Here is a 15,494-nt window from a genome sequence, read left to right on the forward strand (position 1 = left end):
GCGCCATATTCCTCCTTTCCCCATCATTCTTCTTTCTATATCCTGTCCGGCTTTGCGTTATAGTGTTTTCATCATAAGAGCAGGAGAACACGATGCTAAATGTGGAAATGCTATCCACCGGGGATGAGGTGTTGCACGGACAAATCGTTGACACCAATGCCGCCTGGCTGGCTGATTTTTTCTTTCATCAGGGCGTTCCGTTATCACGGCGAAATACGGTGGGCGATAATCTGGACAGTCTGGTCGCTATCTTGCGTGAACGCAGTCAACATGCTGATGTTTTGATTGTTAATGGCGGGTTAGGGCCGACCAGCGATGATTTAAGCGCGCTCGCCGCGGCAACGGCAAAAGGCGAAGAATTGGTAATGCACGAAGCGTGGCTGGCCGAAATGGAACGCTACTTTCAGCAGCGTGGTCGCGTGATGGTGCCGAGCAACCGTAAACAGGCGGAACTGCCTGCCAGCGCGGAGTTTATTAATAATCCGGTCGGCACTGCCTGTGGATTTGCGCTACAGCTCAACCGCTGCCTGATGTTTTTCACCCCCGGCGTACCATCGGAATTTAAGGTTATGGTGGAGCAGGAAATCTTACCGCGGTTACGCGCACGTTTTTCGCTGCCAGAGCCGCCGCTTTGTCTGCGGTTAACGACTTTTGGACGTTCAGAAAGCGACCTGGCGCAGCGCCTCGATTCACTGTCGTTGCCGTCCGGCGTAACGATGGGGTATCGCTCATCAATGCCGATCATTGAACTGAAGTTGACCGGCCCGGCTACGCAGCGGGAGGCGATGCTGGCGTTGTGGCCCGAGGTTAAGCGGGTTGCCGGGCAGAGCCTGATTTTTGAAGGTACGGAAAACCTGCCGGCGCAAATAGCCCGCCGTCTGCAGGAAAGGCAGCTTAGCCTGACATTGAGTGAGCAATACACCGGCGGCTTACTGGCGCTACAGCTTTGCCGTGCCGGGGCACCTGTTCTTGCCAGCGAAGTTGTTCCTTCGCAGGAAGAGACGCTGGCGCAAACGGCGCACTGGACGACAGAACGGCGCAGCAATCATTATGCCGGTCTGGCGCTGGCCGTGTCGGGACTGGAAAACGAACATCTTAATTTCGCGCTGGCGACGCCGGATGGCACCTATGCCTTACGCGTGCGTTTTGGCGCTAACCGTTATAGTCTGGCAATATGTCAGGAAGTCTGTGCGATGATGGCGCTCAATATGCTGCGCCGCTGGCTTAATGGCGAGGACATTACCAGCGAGCATGGCTGGATAGACGTGGTTGAATCATTGACGGCATAACGACTTTATCGCCTGTCGGCGATAAAAACGAAATCGCAGGCCGGATAAGGCTTATCCGGCCTGTATGTCGACATTATTTATCAATGGTTGTTAGCCGCTTCCTCGACGGAAAGCCCGGTAATGGCCAAAATCGCATCGCGATCGATACCTTTTTCCTGCATCATGCGCGCGATACGCAGCGCTTCTTCTCGCGTTCCTTGTTGTCGACCTTGCTGTAGTCCTTGCTGCAATCCTTCCTGTAGCCCATTGTGGTGGCCCTCCTGCCGCAGCCTCTCTGCAATCGTCATCAATCTCTCCTTGTGATGGGGGGAACGTTTAGCAACTTCACGGATAAAATCGCTTGCCCGGGAAGTATCGCCGTATTGTACCAGGTAATTAAACAGCGTTTGCAACTGGCTGTCATTAGCGATATCGGCAATTAAAAGTGAGGTGAGTTTGTCAACCATACTCATCCAGTCACGATCGCGGATATGTTTTTGCATCAGTTCCAGCAACGCGACGCGTCGGTGTTGCATGATTTCATCGTCTGGCGTTACCGTAATATCCACCAGAGGAAAGGTTTGCGAATAAAGTTGCCGCGCGAGCTGTGGAGAGTCAAATTCATCCAGCCAGTTAAGCGAAAATGGATAAGGACTTTGTTCGCCATGATAAAAGAGTATCGGGATGACTAAAGGCAATGTTTTATTTCCGGCATCAAGGTGATATTGCATTGCGGCAGTGGCATAACGCATCAGCCGGAATGCCATATGCTGTACTGCCGTGCTCTGATGCTCTATAACACAATAAATATATCCTTCACCTTTATTGGTTTTCAGCGACCACACTATATCGGAATAATAGGCGCGAAGGTCGTCTTCAATAAAGGAGGTTGACTCCAGATTAAGCGTGGTTAAATCGCAAATTGCGCGTAATGGGGCTGGAAGGTGGCTATCAAGAAAATCCCGTGCTACCTCAGGATAAGATATCATTTTTTTAAAAATCGCATCATGGGGCGTTGAAGTGGTCGATTTGGCCATGGTAATCCGTCACCTGCAGCATAAGTTAGCATGACGGTACGCACCTAAAACGCCGGTTGCATGCGCAGAATTTCTTCTTTGCGAAAAACGATGAGAAATAAATACGCCATACTGCAACAGATACAATTTTGCGGAAGGGCATACGCAAAAGAGCGGGACGCAGCTTACGCTTATCGGCGCCTGTGGTCTTTACAGGGCTGATAAGCGTAGGCCGCACCCGGGAATGCTTTAACCCAACGCTTTTGCCAGTAGCGTAATGGGATGTTCGCAGCGTTTGCTTGTAGACATCTCAATCTGCCACTTACAGGTTTCACAATCGGTGACAACAAGGTCGGCGCCGCTCTCTTCAATCTGGCGGAACAGCGGTGCGCCGATGGATTGCGATGTCGGATAGTTTTCCTTTTTAAATCCGTACGTACCGGCAATGCCGCAGCACTGTGAATCAAGTACTGTCAATTCAAGCCCCGGAATTTGACGCAACAGTTCAAGCGTGTAAAGCGTCCAGCCCATTTTTTCCATATGACACGGCGTATGGTAGACCACTTTCAGCGGCAAAGGGTTAAGCGGCAGCGTTTTCCCGGCATCCAGTTTGCGCCATAGCCAGCGGGTGGCCAGCTCGATATGTTCGCGTAGCCCGGCGTTGTCCACGTCCAGCACTTCAGGATATTCATCGCGCAACGCAAACGTACAGGTCGATGACGTGGCGATGACCGGAATACCTTTGACGGCAATCGCCTCGCGTAGCGATTCCACATTGCTGATAGCCTGTTTGCGAGCTTTATCCGTAAAACCGTTAGCGATCAGCGGCACGCCGCAGCACTTCTCTTTACTCAGTAGTTGTACGCCGGTGCCCATTGCGTTCAGCACTTTAATCAGATCTTTTCCAAGTTGCGGATGGTTGTAATTCACAAAACAGCCGTGAAAAAAGGCGACCTGATCTTTGTATGTGGCCTGTTGCGCCGCCACGCTACGATACCAGCGGCGGAAGGTGCCGAAAGAGTATTTTGGTAAGGTGCGGCGATGATCGATTTTTAGCGCATAATCAAGCAACTGGCGCACCGGCTTTAATGCGGTGGCGGTATTGACCACCGGCGCGAACGGCGTTGAAACGCTGCCCATGAGATCGGTATGGCTGAGAATAAAGTTACGCAATGACGGGCGCGTTGTATCGTATTTCGCGCGGGCGCGCTGGATGATATCGCCGATCTTCACGTCCGACGGACAGGCGACCTCACAACGTTTGCAGTTAATGCAATATTTCAGCGCCTCATCATACAGTGTACCGTCTTTCAGACGCAGACGCTCGCCATCCGGTCCGGCCTGTTTAGGACCAGGGTAGCCAGGATTAACGCGGCTGACCGGGCACGCGGTGGTGCACACCGTACATTTAATACAACTTTCAAAACGTGTGTCGCTCATTGCTGTTCTCCTGCACGCTCGGCGATATGGTGCGCGGCGTGGAGGGCGCTGACTGCGCAGACGCCGCCGCCGCATCCCTGGGCTATAGGGTCGAACCCCGCCAGCACAGAACCTATTGCATACAGATTTTCTACCGTGTTACCCGCAAGGGAGGGGCGGAAAGCGTCATCCGTCACGACGCCAAACTGCTGCCAGGGCTGTGGGTCGAAGAAATGTTGTTGATACCATTCGGCGCGGGTGGCCGTTTGTTGTACGTCGAGTCCTAAAATAGGTTCGCGGATCTCTTTACGCTCAGCAACCAGGCCGCTACTAAAGAAGCTACCGCTGGCAAGTACGGCAAAACGCGGACGCAGTGGGATATCGGCATGGTTTCGTGTCCATATTTCGCTCACGATACCGTGACGGCAGGTGACTTTCTTCACTTCATCGCCTGGCATCCAGATGCCGCCCTGACGAGCAAACTGGCGCTGGAGCTGATTGTGCAGACGTATACCGAGCACCGACGGCGGCAGCGTCGGCAACAGCGTGAGCGCGCAGGGCAGGCGTTCGTTAAGCCAGCGCCACAGCCTATCGTTCGCCAGCCCGAAACAGGCGGGCATGATGATCATGTCGCAGTTTGTCGCTATCGGTGATAGCGCGTCGTAAAGCAGTGGCCATTTTTCTTCGTTATCAAGCAGACGCGCGATATTGACCGCACGAAATTCCGTCGGGTTATCACGCAGTACGTCCAGTTCCGGAAGGTCGATTTCTGCGGTTTCGACGTTGAGATCGCGTTGGCGCAGCGACGCTGCCGCAAGGTGCGCCTGGAAATCCAGTAATCCACTAACGCCGACGACGCAAATTCGCTGTGCGGATAACGGCCAGACCGGCACTTCAGGCGAGCTAAGCCAGGTTGAACGCAATGTGCCAAGCGGTGTTACACGCTGGTGCGCCTGCTGTACGTCACCGTATAACTGCGCGCCGCTGGCGTTAAGTAGCGTTTGCGCCTGTTGCGCCAGCGTAAGGACTTTTTGCGTGCCCAAACGCGAATAAGGATGTTCAGGCGCCTGGCGGCGCAGCGCATCAAGCCCGGCGGTAATCTCGGTCACCGGTTGGCCGTCGGGCAGGGCGCTGAGCAGATCCAACGAGCCAGAGGAAAAATGCAGCGCGCTTTGTCCGCGAGTGACAATGGCGCAACGTAATCCATGCTGCTGGAGTTGCAGTCCGCATAGCAAACCGGCGAGACCGCCGCCCATAATAACCGTATCAAATTTCATCCTGGTGCTCCTTCTCCAGACCGCATAATCCCTGATAAACCCAGCGCGTGAATTCGCTTTCGCGCAGTGCGTCTCCCCAGGCGACAGGTTGTACGCCCTTCCAGCGTTCATTCAGAAACTCAGAGAGTTGCGTAATAGATTGCGCCGCGGTCGTCACATTAAAACGCTGCAGCAGCCCGGCTGCGCGGCAGGCGCACAGTTCGCCCTGGCAAGTGCCCATGCCTACGCGGGTGCGACGACGCAGATCCAGCAGGCTATTCACGGTTAAGTTTTCGACGGCATACTGCACTTCACCGGCCGTGACGGCCTCGCATTCACAGACCAGGCTACGGTGTTGGCGGCCTTCACTCAGCCATCCCGGCGTGCGATCGCCATGCCGATAAACCGCCGATCCGCGTAGCGGCGCGGGAAGCGAGATAATGCGTTTCAGCGTATGTTCCGTAGACTCTTTTGAGCCAGGCAACGGCGTATCCGCCGTGATGCAGGGGCGTGTATTGCCCAACTTGCGGCACACGGCGTCGGTGGCCCATTCCGCCATCAGGCGGTAAGTCATTAGCTTCCCGCCGGTAATGGTAATGAAGCCTTCAAGCCCGTCGCGCTCGGCGTGGTCGAACAGCACAATACCGCGGCTGACGTTACGACCGCTGGGATCGTCATCGCTGGCCACCAGCGGGCGGACGCCAGAATACGCGCGCAGAATACGCGTCTTCGCCATGACAGGGGCCAGTTTTTCCCCTTCACGCAGCAGGATATCTACTTCATCTGCGGTAACGCGGTTGCTGTCTATCTCATTGTAATCAATATGGGTAGAGGTGGTGCCGATCAGTGAAATCGTATCGCCAGGTACCAGAATGTCGGCATCCGATGGTTTCCGGCAGCGGTTAATCACATGCTGGTTGATCCGATGGTCCATGATCAACAGCGACCCTTTTGCCGGAAACATGCGGATACTCAGGTCGGCGTATTCGGCGATCCGTTGTCCCCAGATACCTGCCGCATTGACCACCACCGGCGCATGAAGCGTCTGGGTTTCGCCAGTGAGATGGCTGCGCACATGAACACCGCAGACCGTTGCGCCTTCACGAATGAGCCCGGTTACTTCATGCGCTGTTAACACGATTGCGCCATGTTCTCTGGCATCCAGCATATTGGCGGCGGTAAGGCGGAAAGGGTCCACGGTGCCATCCGGCACTTTTACCGCGCCGATGAGCGCAGGATTAACGGAGGGCTCAATGATGCGCGCCTGCTGCGGATCGATGGCTTCAGCGCGAATGCCTGCCGCTTCACAGGCGTGAATAAAGGTGGCCTGAAACGCAAGATCATCTTCCGGTAACGTAATAAACAGACCATCCGTCGGTTCGACACAATGGCGGGCGATCCGTTTTAAGATCTGGTTTTCACTAATGCACTCGCGCGCGGATTCCGCGTCAGTAACGGCATAACGAGCGCCGCTGTGCAGCAGCCCGTGGTTACGCCCGGTCGCGCCGGTCGCAATATCATGCCGCTCCACCAGGATGACACGTAAACCGCGCAGCGCGCAGTCGCGGGCGATCCCTGCGCCTGTTGCTCCACCGCCAATGATAATCACGTCACTTGCTTGCGAGTCACGAGTTTTCATTGTTTTTCCTCACAGTTCGTTTTTTATCATTTAGCCATACAAATCATATGGAATGTTTGATTTCGCGCATAATCGCTCATTATTCGAAAATGAAACGTGATTTCGTGCGCTTTTCTGAACATTATTCATAAATCTGTAACAATATGTGCTGTAATTCACATTCATGAGACAGATCTTTACTTAACATCGCGGCCACACTGGGAACAGCGGGGTCGTTTGAACGAACTGCGGTGTTTATCTCTAAATAAAATACGGGCCACGGAGGCTACAATATGTTGAGTATTTTTAAACCAGCGCCGCATAAAGCGCGCTTGCCAGCGGCGGAGATTGATCCGACCTATCGCCGGTTACGCTGGCAGATTTTCCTGGGGATATTCTTTGGCTATGCCGCGTATTATCTGGTGCGCAAGAACTTTGCCCTCGCGATGCCCTATCTGGTAGAGCAGGGTTTTTCGCGCGGCGATCTGGGCTTTGCGCTATCCGGGATTTCCATCGCTTATGGTTTTTCGAAATTTATAATGGGGTCGGTGTCCGATCGCTCGAATCCGCGCGTTTTCCTGCCGGCAGGGTTGATTCTGGCCGCAGCAGTCATGCTGTTTATGGGTTTTGTGCCGTGGGCGACGTCCAGCATCGCCGTGATGTTTGTGCTGTTGTTCCTTTGCGGCTGGTTCCAGGGGATGGGGTGGCCGCCGTGCGGTCGAACGATGGTTCACTGGTGGTCGCAGAAAGAGCGCGGCGGCATTGTGTCGGTCTGGAACTGCGCGCATAACGTCGGCGGCGGGATCCCACCACTGCTGTTCCTGCTGGGGATGGCGTGGTTTAACGACTGGAAAGCGGCGCTCTATATGCCAGCCTTTGGCGCGATTGTGGTGGCGTTGTTCGCTTTCGCAATGATGCGCGATACGCCGCAATCTTGCGGTCTGCCGCCTATCGAAGAGTATAAAAACGACTATCCTGACGACTACAACGAAAAAGCGGAAGAAGAGCTCACCGCGAAGCAAATCTTCATGCAGTACGTATTGCCGAACAAATTACTGTGGTATATCGCTATCGCCAACGTGTTTGTCTACCTGCTGCGCTACGGTATCCTCGACTGGTCGCCAACGTACCTGAAAGAAGTGAAGCATTTCGCTCTGGATAAATCCTCCTGGGCATATTTCCTCTATGAATATGCCGGTATTCCAGGCACCCTGCTGTGCGGCTGGATGTCAGACAAAGTATTCCGCGGCAACCGTGGCGCGACGGGCGTATTCTTTATGACCCTGGTCACTATTGCGACCATCGTTTACTGGATGAACCCGGCTGGCAACCCAACCGTTGATATGATTTGTATGATTGTTATCGGCTTCCTGATTTACGGTCCGGTGATGCTGATTGGTCTTCATGCGCTGGAACTGGCGCCGAAAAAAGCGGCGGGTACGGCGGCGGGCTTTACTGGTCTGTTTGGTTATCTGGGCGGTTCTGTCGCCGCAAGCGCCATTGTGGGTTATACCGTTGACTTCTTCGGTTGGGATGGCGGCTTTATGGTGATGATTGGCGGCAGCATTCTGGCGGTAATCCTGCTGGTGGTCGTGATGATTGGCGAAAAACGCCATCATGATGAGCTGCAGTTAAAACGCAACGGAGGCTAATAAACATGAAAACCACACTGAAAAACCTTAGCGTGGCACTGATGTTGGCAGGAATGGCAATCGGAAGCGGTGCCGTGGCGGCTGAAAAAGTCGTCATTGCCCACCGTGGCGCCAGCGGTTATCTGCCGGAGCATACGCTACCGGCGAAAGCGATGGCGTATGCGCAAGGGGCAGATTACCTGGAACAGGATTTGGTGATGACAAAGGACGACCATCTGGTCGTCCTCCATGACCACTACCTTGATCGGGTGACTGACGTCGCTGACCGTTTTCCGGACCGGGCGCGTAAAGATGGGCGTTATTACGCTATCGATTTTACCCTGGACGAAATTAAATCCCTGAAGTTTACCGAAGGGTTTGATATTGAAAACGGCAAAAAAGTACAAACTTATCCGGGGCGTTTCCCGATGGGAAAATCTGATTTCCGCATTCATACCTTTGAAGAGGAAATTGAATTCGTTCAGGGATTAAATCACTCTACCGGTAAAAATATTGGTATTTATCCGGAAATTAAAGCACCGTGGTTCCATCATCAGGAAGGGAAAGATATTGCCGCGAAAACGCTGGAAGTGCTGAAGAAGTATGGTTATACCGGCAAGCAGGATAATGTCTATTTGCAGTGTTTTGATGTCGCTGAGCTGAAACGTATTAAGAATGAACTGGAACCCAAAATGGGGATGGATCTCAATCTGGTTCAGCTTATTGCGTATACCGACTGGAATGAAACACAGCAGAAACAGCCGGATGGTCGTTGGGTGAATTACAACTACGACTGGATGTTTAAGCCGGGCGCCATGAAGCAGGTGGCGGAATATGCGGACGGTATTGGTCCGGATTACCATATGTTGGTTGCGGAAGGCTCGACGAAAGGGAACATCAAGCTGACTGGAATGGTGCAAGACGCGCATCAGAATAAGATGGTAGTTCATCCTTACACTGTGCGTGCCGATCAATTGCCAGACTATGCCACAGATGTCAATCAGTTGTACGATATCCTGTATAACAAGGCGGGGGTCGACGGGCTGTTCACCGACTTCCCGGATAAGGCGGTCATGTTCCTGCAAAAAAATGATTAAAGGTATGCCATAGTAGAAGTGAAGCGCCGGATGAGGGCATAAACGCCTCATCCGGCCTGGCGCAACGTTCGCCAGCGTAGGTCTGGTAAACGCAATGCCATCAGGCGGTGTTGTTTTATAGCAAGCCCTCATCGGTCAGTGTTTCCATACATTTTTGCAATAAAAATAGCGGACTTCCTTCTACCGGCGGTTCTTTTGCTAACAGGGAAATTTGTCGATAAAAGGTGGGTTCCAGCGCCACGGAACATAATTTTCCTGCCGTGGCTTTTAAGGTTAACTCTGGCAATAAGGCGATGCCTAATCCCTGTCGAATAAAACTCAGCGCAGTATCGGGATGGTTAAATTCATATTTAAATATCGGCTCAATACCCTTTTCTTTAAACAACGCCATAATGCTTAACTCATAACGACCTTTACTGACAATTAGTGGTTCGTCCATCAGTTCTTCGACCGTTACTGTACTGTTAGTCGACAGGGGATGATTTTCAGGCACTACTACGGTGAATTTATCCCGGTAAATGGGGACACAATACATACCGTTGACCGGAAAAGGAACGAAACCGGCATCAATACTTCCGTCCTGCAGCGAATCAATAATAGCCGTACTGTTCTCTTCATAGGGGATAATTTTTACATTTGGATGATGGCTTTCAAAATAGCGAATTACGCCAGGTAAAATACAGGCGCAGGCGCTGGGAAAACAGCCAATCCGTAGCGTACGGGCCGGGTTCTTTTTTTCTTGTTCGGCAATCTCTTTTACCGCGTTGACGTCGCGCTGGATCGCGCGTAAATGCCTGACGATGCGGCTACCGGCGGCGGTAAGCTCAATCTCTTTGCGACGATCACGAATCAATATGCCAACGCCGAGTTCCTCCTCAAGCGCGGAGATAGCCTGGCTGACGGCGGATTGCGTCATGTATAGCCGCTTGCTGGCCTCGGTAAATCCGCCGTACTCCAGCACGGCAAGCAGGGCGTGGATTTGGGTTAATGTCATTAGTAAAACCTAATTAATATAATTAAAACGATTAATTTCTCTAATAGAGTGCGCTTGTTTATACTGACATTCTATCGAATACATCACATTTTGACGCACCTGATAGGTGTTCAGTTGAGCTGAGCGTTGCCTGCGTGCGCCATCTGAACGGGTCGTTAAGAATGAAAGAAAAATTATGGACGAAGGATTTTTGGGCGATAACCCTGGTCAGCTTTATTGTCTTTTTTGTTTTTTACGTACTGCTGACGCTATTACCGATATATATTTCTGACCGCCTGCATGCTTCTGCGGATAAGGCCGGATTATTAGTGACATGTTTCCTGGCTGCGGCAATTGTTATTCGGCCGTTTGCCGGACAGTGGGTGGGAAAATATTCGAATAAAAAGATTCTGATGCTCTCTTCTCTGGCTTTTTTGGTGATTACCGCGCTGTATCCGGTTTGCCATTCCATCGAGTCGCTGCTCTTTATCCGCGTACTTCATGGGATTACGTTTGGTGTTATTACCACGGTAAAAGGAACTATTTCAGCGCGGTTGATTCCGGCCTCCCGACGTGGAGAGGGCATCAGCTTTTTCTCTTTAGCAATGGGCCTGGCGATGGTCGTAGGACCGTGGATCGGTTTGAATATGGCTCGCTGGAACGCGTTCACCGCCGCATTCTGGCTCTGTACCGCTGTAGCGGTATTAGGGATTGTGCTTTCCCTGATTGTGACGGTCCCTCCGGTAATCCATCATGCCGATGGTTCCAGGCCGAATCTGGGTTTTACCGCGATGTTTGACCGCGCCGCCTTGCCTTTTGCGCTGGTCACCTTTTTCATGACCTTCTCCTATGCGGGCGTGTCGGCTTTCCTGGCGCTGTACGCTCGTGAGCTGGATTTAATGGCGGCGGCCAGTAATTTCCTGCTGTGCTACGCTATTTTCCTGATGATATGCCGTACCTTCACCGGGAATATTTGCGATAAAAAAGGTCCGAAATATGTTGTTTACCCATGCCTGTTGGTCTTTACCATCGGCCTGCTGGCGCTGGGCTACACCAATGGCAGCATCATAATGATGATTTCCGGCGGTTTAATCGGTATCGGCTACGGTTCGGTTACGCCGGTTTTCCAGACGCAAATTATCAGCTCGGTTGAACCGCATAAAATCGGTGTAGCGAATTCACTGTTCTTTAACGCGATGGACGCCGGAATGGCGATTGGCGCCTTTATTATGGGAATGATGGTTGAGCCGGTTGGCTATCGTATGATTTATGTTGCTGGCGCGGTGCTGGTGATACTCGCTGGCGCACTGTATGCCGTGCAGATGAAAAAACGTGGCGCGATGCCTTTGGTTTCCACCAGCGAGTTGCACTGAGTTACATCTCGATTTCGATATCGCCTTTTGCCCTGCAGCAGCAGGGCAGAATTTCTCCCGGCTGGATAAACGCTAAAGGTTCCGTAATCCAGTCAACCTGACCGGCAACCAGTCGGGTACGACAGGAGCCGCAATATCCTTCGCGGCACTGATACTCTACCTCAACGTTATGCGATTCCAGCGCGGCCAGCAGAGAAGGGTGTTCATCCTGGCACAGCAGTTGTGTGCCAGTGATGCGCAGCGTGACGCGTCCCATCAGAGCTGGAAATTGCTCAGATCGTCGGTATCGACTTCCGAATCGATTTGTCCGACCAGATAAGAGCTAACTTCCACTTCCTGTGGCGCGACCTGAACGTTATCGGACACCAACCAGGTATTGATCCACGGGATTGGGTTAGAGCGGGTCTGGAACGGCAGATCCAGTCCCACCGCCTGCATACGAATGTTAGTAATATATTCAACGTATTGACACAAAATATCTTTATTCAGGCCGATCATCGAACCGTCGCGGAACAGATAGTCCGCCCACTCTTTTTCCTGCTGCGCCGCCTGTACGAACAGGTCATAACATTCCTGTTTACACTCTTCGGCGATTTCCGCCATCTCCGGATCGTCCACGCCGCTACGCAGCAGGTTCAGCATGTGTTGCGTGCCGGTCAGATGTAGAGCTTCGTCACGGGCGATCAGACGGATAATTTTGGCGTTACCTTCCATCAGTTCACGCTCGGCAAATGCGAAAGAGCAGGCGAAGCTGACGTAGAAGCGGATGGCTTCCAGCGCATTGACGCTCATCAGGCACAGGTAGAGCTTCTTCTTGAGTTCACGCAGGCTCACGGTAATGGTTTTGCCGTTCACCGTGTGCCTGCCTTCGCCCAGCAGATGCCAGTAACTGGTCATCTCGATAAGTTCGTCATAGTAGGCAGAGATACCTTCGGCGCGCTTCTGAATTTGCTCATTAGTCACGATATCGTCAAAAACAACCGCCGGATCGTTGACGATATTACGAATAATATGGGTGTAAGAGCGCGAGTGAATCGTCTCGGAAAACGCCCAGGTTTCTACCCACGTCTCCAGCTCCGGGATAGAAATGAGCGGCAGCAGGGCTACGTTCGGGCTACGTCCCTGAATGGAATCCAGCAGCGTCTGGTATTTGAGGTTGCTGATGAAGATATGTTTTTCGTGCTCCGGCAACGCCTGATAGTCGATACGGTCGCGGGAGACGTCGACTTCCTCCGGACGCCAGAAGAAAGAGAGCTGTTTTTCGATCAGTTTTTCGAAGATGTCATATTTCTGCTGGTCATAGCGTGCAACGTTGACCGGCTGGCCAAAGAACATGGGTTCTTTGAGCTGATCGTTTTTCGTCTGTGAAAAAGTGGTGTATGCCATTGAAGTGAATCCTTTATGGGATGAGCGCCGGATGGCGGCGCAAGCGCCTTATCCGGCCTACAAACCGTACAATCGTAGGCCGGGTAAGCATCGCGCTACCCGGCACTATTCATCAGATTTTACAAGCGCCGCTTTCGCAGCCATCGTCCTGAATAGAAGGCGCCAAATCGTCCTGCGCATCTTCCGCGCCGTCGCGGGTATTTTGATAGTACAGAGTTTTCACGCCAAACTTATATGCGGTGAGCAAATCTTTCAGCAGTTGCTGCATCGGCACTTTTCCTGACGGGAAACGCGACGGATCGTAGTTGGTATTGGCGGAAATCGACTGGTCGATAAACTTCTGCATAATACCCACCAGTTGCAAATAACCGTCGTTGTTCGGCATCTCCCACAACAGTTCGTAAGCGTCTTTCAGATGCTCATAATCCGGCACGACCTGACGCAAAATACCGTCTTTCGAGGCCTTGATGCTGACGTAGCCACGCGGTGGTTCGATACCGTTGGTGGCGTTGGAGATCTGGGAGGACGTTTCCGACGGCATTAGCGCCGATAGCGTGGAGTTACGCAGACCGTGGGTTTTGATCGATTCACGCAACTGTTCCCAGTCGTAGTGCAGCGATTCGTTGACGATCGCATCCAGATCTTTTTTATAGGTGTCGATCGGCAGAATGCCTTTTGCATAGGTGGTTTCGTTGAACCACGGGCAGGCGCCTTGCTCTTTCGCCAGTTCGTTGGACGCTTTAAGCAGATAGTACTGAATCGCTTCGAAGGTTTTATGCGTCAGATTATTGGCGCTACCGTCGGAATAACGTTTACCGTTTTTCGCCAGCCAGTAGGCGAAGTTAATCACGCCAATGCCCAGCGTACGGCGGCCCATTGCGCCGCGTTTGGCGGCCGGAATCGGGTAATCCTGATAATCGAGTAGCGCATCCAAAGCGCGTACTGCCAGAATAGCCAGTTCTTCCAGCTCGTCCAGGGTTTTAATGGCACCCAGGTTGAATGCAGACAGCGTACACAATGCAATTTCGCCGTTTTCATCGTTGACATCGTGTAGCGGTTTAGTCGGCAGGGCAATCTCCAGACACAGGTTAGACTGGCGTACCGGGGCGACAACCGGATCGAACGGACTGTGAGTATTGCAGTGGTCAACGTTCTGGATATAGATACGGCCGGTAGAGGCGCGTTCCTGCATCATCAGCGAGAACAGTTCGACCGCTTTCACACGCTGTTTGCGGATGCTGTCGTCGTTTTCATATTTCACGTACAGGCGTTCGAACTCCTCCTGGTCGGCGAAGAATGCATCGTACAGCCCAGGCACGTCGGAGGGACTGAACAGCGTAATGTCGCCGCCTTTCAGCAGACGGGTGTACATCAGTTTGTTGATCTGTACGCCGTAATCCATGTGACGTACGCGGTTGCCTTCCACGCCGCGGTTGTTTTTCAGCACCAGCAGGCTTTCCACTTCCAGGTGCCACATCGGATAGAACAGTGTCGCCGCGCCGCCGCGCACGCCGCCCTGCGAGCAGGATTTCACCGCCGTCTGGAAGTGTTTGTAGAACGGGATGCAGCCGGTGTGGAAGGCTTCGCCGCCGCGAATCGGGCTACCCAGCGCACGGATGCGGCCCGCGTTGATACCGATACCGGCACGCTGGGAAACATATTTCACAATGGCGCTGGAGGTGGCGTTGATGGAATCCAGACTGTCGCCGCACTCGATCAGTACGCAAGAGCTAAACTGACGGGTCGGGGTACGCACGCCGGACATGATGGGCGTCGGCAGCGAGATTTTGAACGTAGAGACCGCATCATAAAAACGTTTTACATAGTCAAGACGCGTTTCACGCGGATAGTTCGAGAACAGGCAAGCGGCCACCAGGATATAAAGGAACTGAGCGCTTTCATAGATTTCGCCGGTCACGCGGTTCTGCACCAGATATTTACCTTCCAGTTGCTTAACGGCAGCATAGGAGAAGGTCATATCGCGATCGTGAACGATAAACGAATCCATCTGCTTGAACTCTTCTTCCGTGTAGTCTTCCAGCAGATGATTGTCGTATTTGCCAAGCTCAACCATTTTTACCACATGGTGGTAAAGCGCGGGCGGCTCAAACTGGCCGAAGGCTTTCTTACGCAGGTGGAAAATCGCCAGGCGCGCGGCCAGATATTGATAATCCGGCGCATCGCGAGAGATCAGATCTGCGGCGGCCTTAATAATAGTTTCATGGATATCGGAGGTCTTAATCCCATCATAAAACTGAATATGCGAGCGTAGCTCGACCTGAGAAACCGATACGTTGTTCAGTCCTTCTGCCGCCCAATCAAGAACGCGATGAATTTTGTCGAGATTGATGCGCTCAGTACGGCCGTCACGCTTTGTCACCAGCAGACTCTGATTCATGTGGTTTTCTACCTGTTTACCTGTCCGTGAAAGAAATAATATCCCCCGCTTATCCACAA

12 protein-coding genes are annotated in these 15,494 nt (G+C 52.6%); 4 read left to right on the forward strand and 8 right to left on the reverse strand.

Annotated features, from left to right (window positions below):
* Positions 1–92 precede the first annotated feature (92 nt).
* The gene (locus AC3G3F_RS14615; RefSeq protein ID WP_053530054.1) at positions 93–1,289 is read left to right on the forward strand and encodes a nicotinamide mononucleotide deamidase-related protein YfaY; all 1,197 of its coding nucleotides are present in this window, start codon (positions 93–95) and stop codon (positions 1,287–1,289) included.
* Between the two features lie 80 nt (positions 1,290–1,369).
* On the opposite strand, the gene AC3G3F_RS14620 is transcribed toward AC3G3F_RS14615, so the two are convergent.
* The 4 genes from AC3G3F_RS14620 to glpA form a co-directional block, all read right to left on the reverse strand.
* Complete coding sequence (locus AC3G3F_RS14620) at positions 1,370–2,305, reverse strand: Rpn family recombination-promoting nuclease/putative transposase (RefSeq protein ID WP_430701666.1); 936 nt, start codon at positions 2,303–2,305, stop codon at positions 1,370–1,372.
* A 228-nt stretch (positions 2,306–2,533) separates the two neighbouring features.
* Positions 2,534–3,724 carry an anaerobic glycerol-3-phosphate dehydrogenase subunit GlpC gene (gene glpC, locus AC3G3F_RS14625; protein WP_023248486.1) on the reverse strand — a complete coding sequence of 397 codons (1,191 nt, stop codon included), beginning with the start codon at positions 3,722–3,724 and terminating at the stop codon, positions 2,534–2,536.
* Positions 3,721–4,980 carry a glycerol-3-phosphate dehydrogenase subunit GlpB gene (glpB, locus tag AC3G3F_RS14630; protein WP_023248485.1) on the reverse strand — a complete coding sequence of 420 codons (1,260 nt, stop codon included), beginning with the start codon at positions 4,978–4,980 and terminating at the stop codon, positions 3,721–3,723. The genes glpC and glpB overlap by 4 nt, the downstream gene beginning before the upstream one ends.
* On the reverse strand, positions 4,970–6,598 hold the full coding sequence (glpA, locus tag AC3G3F_RS14635) for an anaerobic glycerol-3-phosphate dehydrogenase subunit A (protein WP_023248484.1): 1,629 nt from the start codon (positions 6,596–6,598) through the stop codon (positions 4,970–4,972). Before glpA ends, glpB begins: the two co-directional genes overlap by 11 nt.
* A 272-nt stretch (positions 6,599–6,870) precedes the next feature.
* Between glpA and glpT the strand changes: the two genes are divergently transcribed.
* Together glpT and glpQ are read left to right on the forward strand one after the other, a co-directional pair.
* A complete protein-coding gene (glpT, locus tag AC3G3F_RS14640) occupies positions 6,871–8,229 on the forward strand; it encodes a glycerol-3-phosphate transporter (protein WP_000948741.1) in 1,359 nt (452 codons plus the stop codon).
* 5 nt (positions 8,230–8,234) lie between these two features.
* Positions 8,235–9,305 (forward strand): glycerophosphodiester phosphodiesterase, encoded by a 1,071-nt coding sequence (gene glpQ, locus AC3G3F_RS14645; protein WP_000858946.1) that lies wholly within the window; start codon positions 8,235–8,237, stop codon positions 9,303–9,305.
* A 115-nt stretch (positions 9,306–9,420) separates the two neighbouring features.
* Here the strand turns inward: glpQ and AC3G3F_RS14650 are convergent, their stop codons facing one another.
* Positions 9,421–10,299, reverse strand: a complete 879-nt coding sequence (locus AC3G3F_RS14650; protein WP_023248483.1) for a LysR family transcriptional regulator — start codon at positions 10,297–10,299, stop codon at positions 9,421–9,423.
* 161 nt (positions 10,300–10,460) lie between these two features.
* On the opposite strand from AC3G3F_RS14650, the gene AC3G3F_RS14655 reads away from it, so the two are divergent.
* Entirely contained in the window at positions 10,461–11,651 is a 1,191-nt protein-coding gene (locus tag AC3G3F_RS14655) for an MFS transporter (protein WP_053507749.1), read from the forward strand.
* Between the two features lies 1 nt (position 11,652).
* Here the strand turns inward: AC3G3F_RS14655 and yfaE are convergent, their stop codons facing one another.
* From yfaE to nrdA, 3 genes are all read right to left on the reverse strand, one after another.
* Positions 11,653–11,907, reverse strand: a complete 255-nt coding sequence (yfaE, locus tag AC3G3F_RS14660) for a ferredoxin-like diferric-tyrosyl radical cofactor maintenance protein YfaE (protein WP_000533921.1) — start codon at positions 11,905–11,907, stop codon at positions 11,653–11,655.
* Positions 11,907–13,037 carry a class Ia ribonucleoside-diphosphate reductase subunit beta gene (gene nrdB, locus AC3G3F_RS14665; RefSeq protein WP_023248481.1) on the reverse strand — a complete coding sequence of 377 codons (1,131 nt, stop codon included), beginning with the start codon at positions 13,035–13,037 and terminating at the stop codon, positions 11,907–11,909. Before nrdB ends, yfaE begins: the two co-directional genes overlap by 1 nt.
* A gap of 112 nt (positions 13,038–13,149) precedes the next feature.
* Entirely contained in the window at positions 13,150–15,435 is a 2,286-nt protein-coding gene (gene nrdA, locus AC3G3F_RS14670; RefSeq protein ID WP_023248480.1) for a class 1a ribonucleoside-diphosphate reductase subunit alpha, read from the reverse strand.
* Positions 15,436–15,494 lie beyond the last annotated feature (59 nt).

It is taken from the genome of Salmonella sp. FC25216 (genome assembly GCF_057751355.1).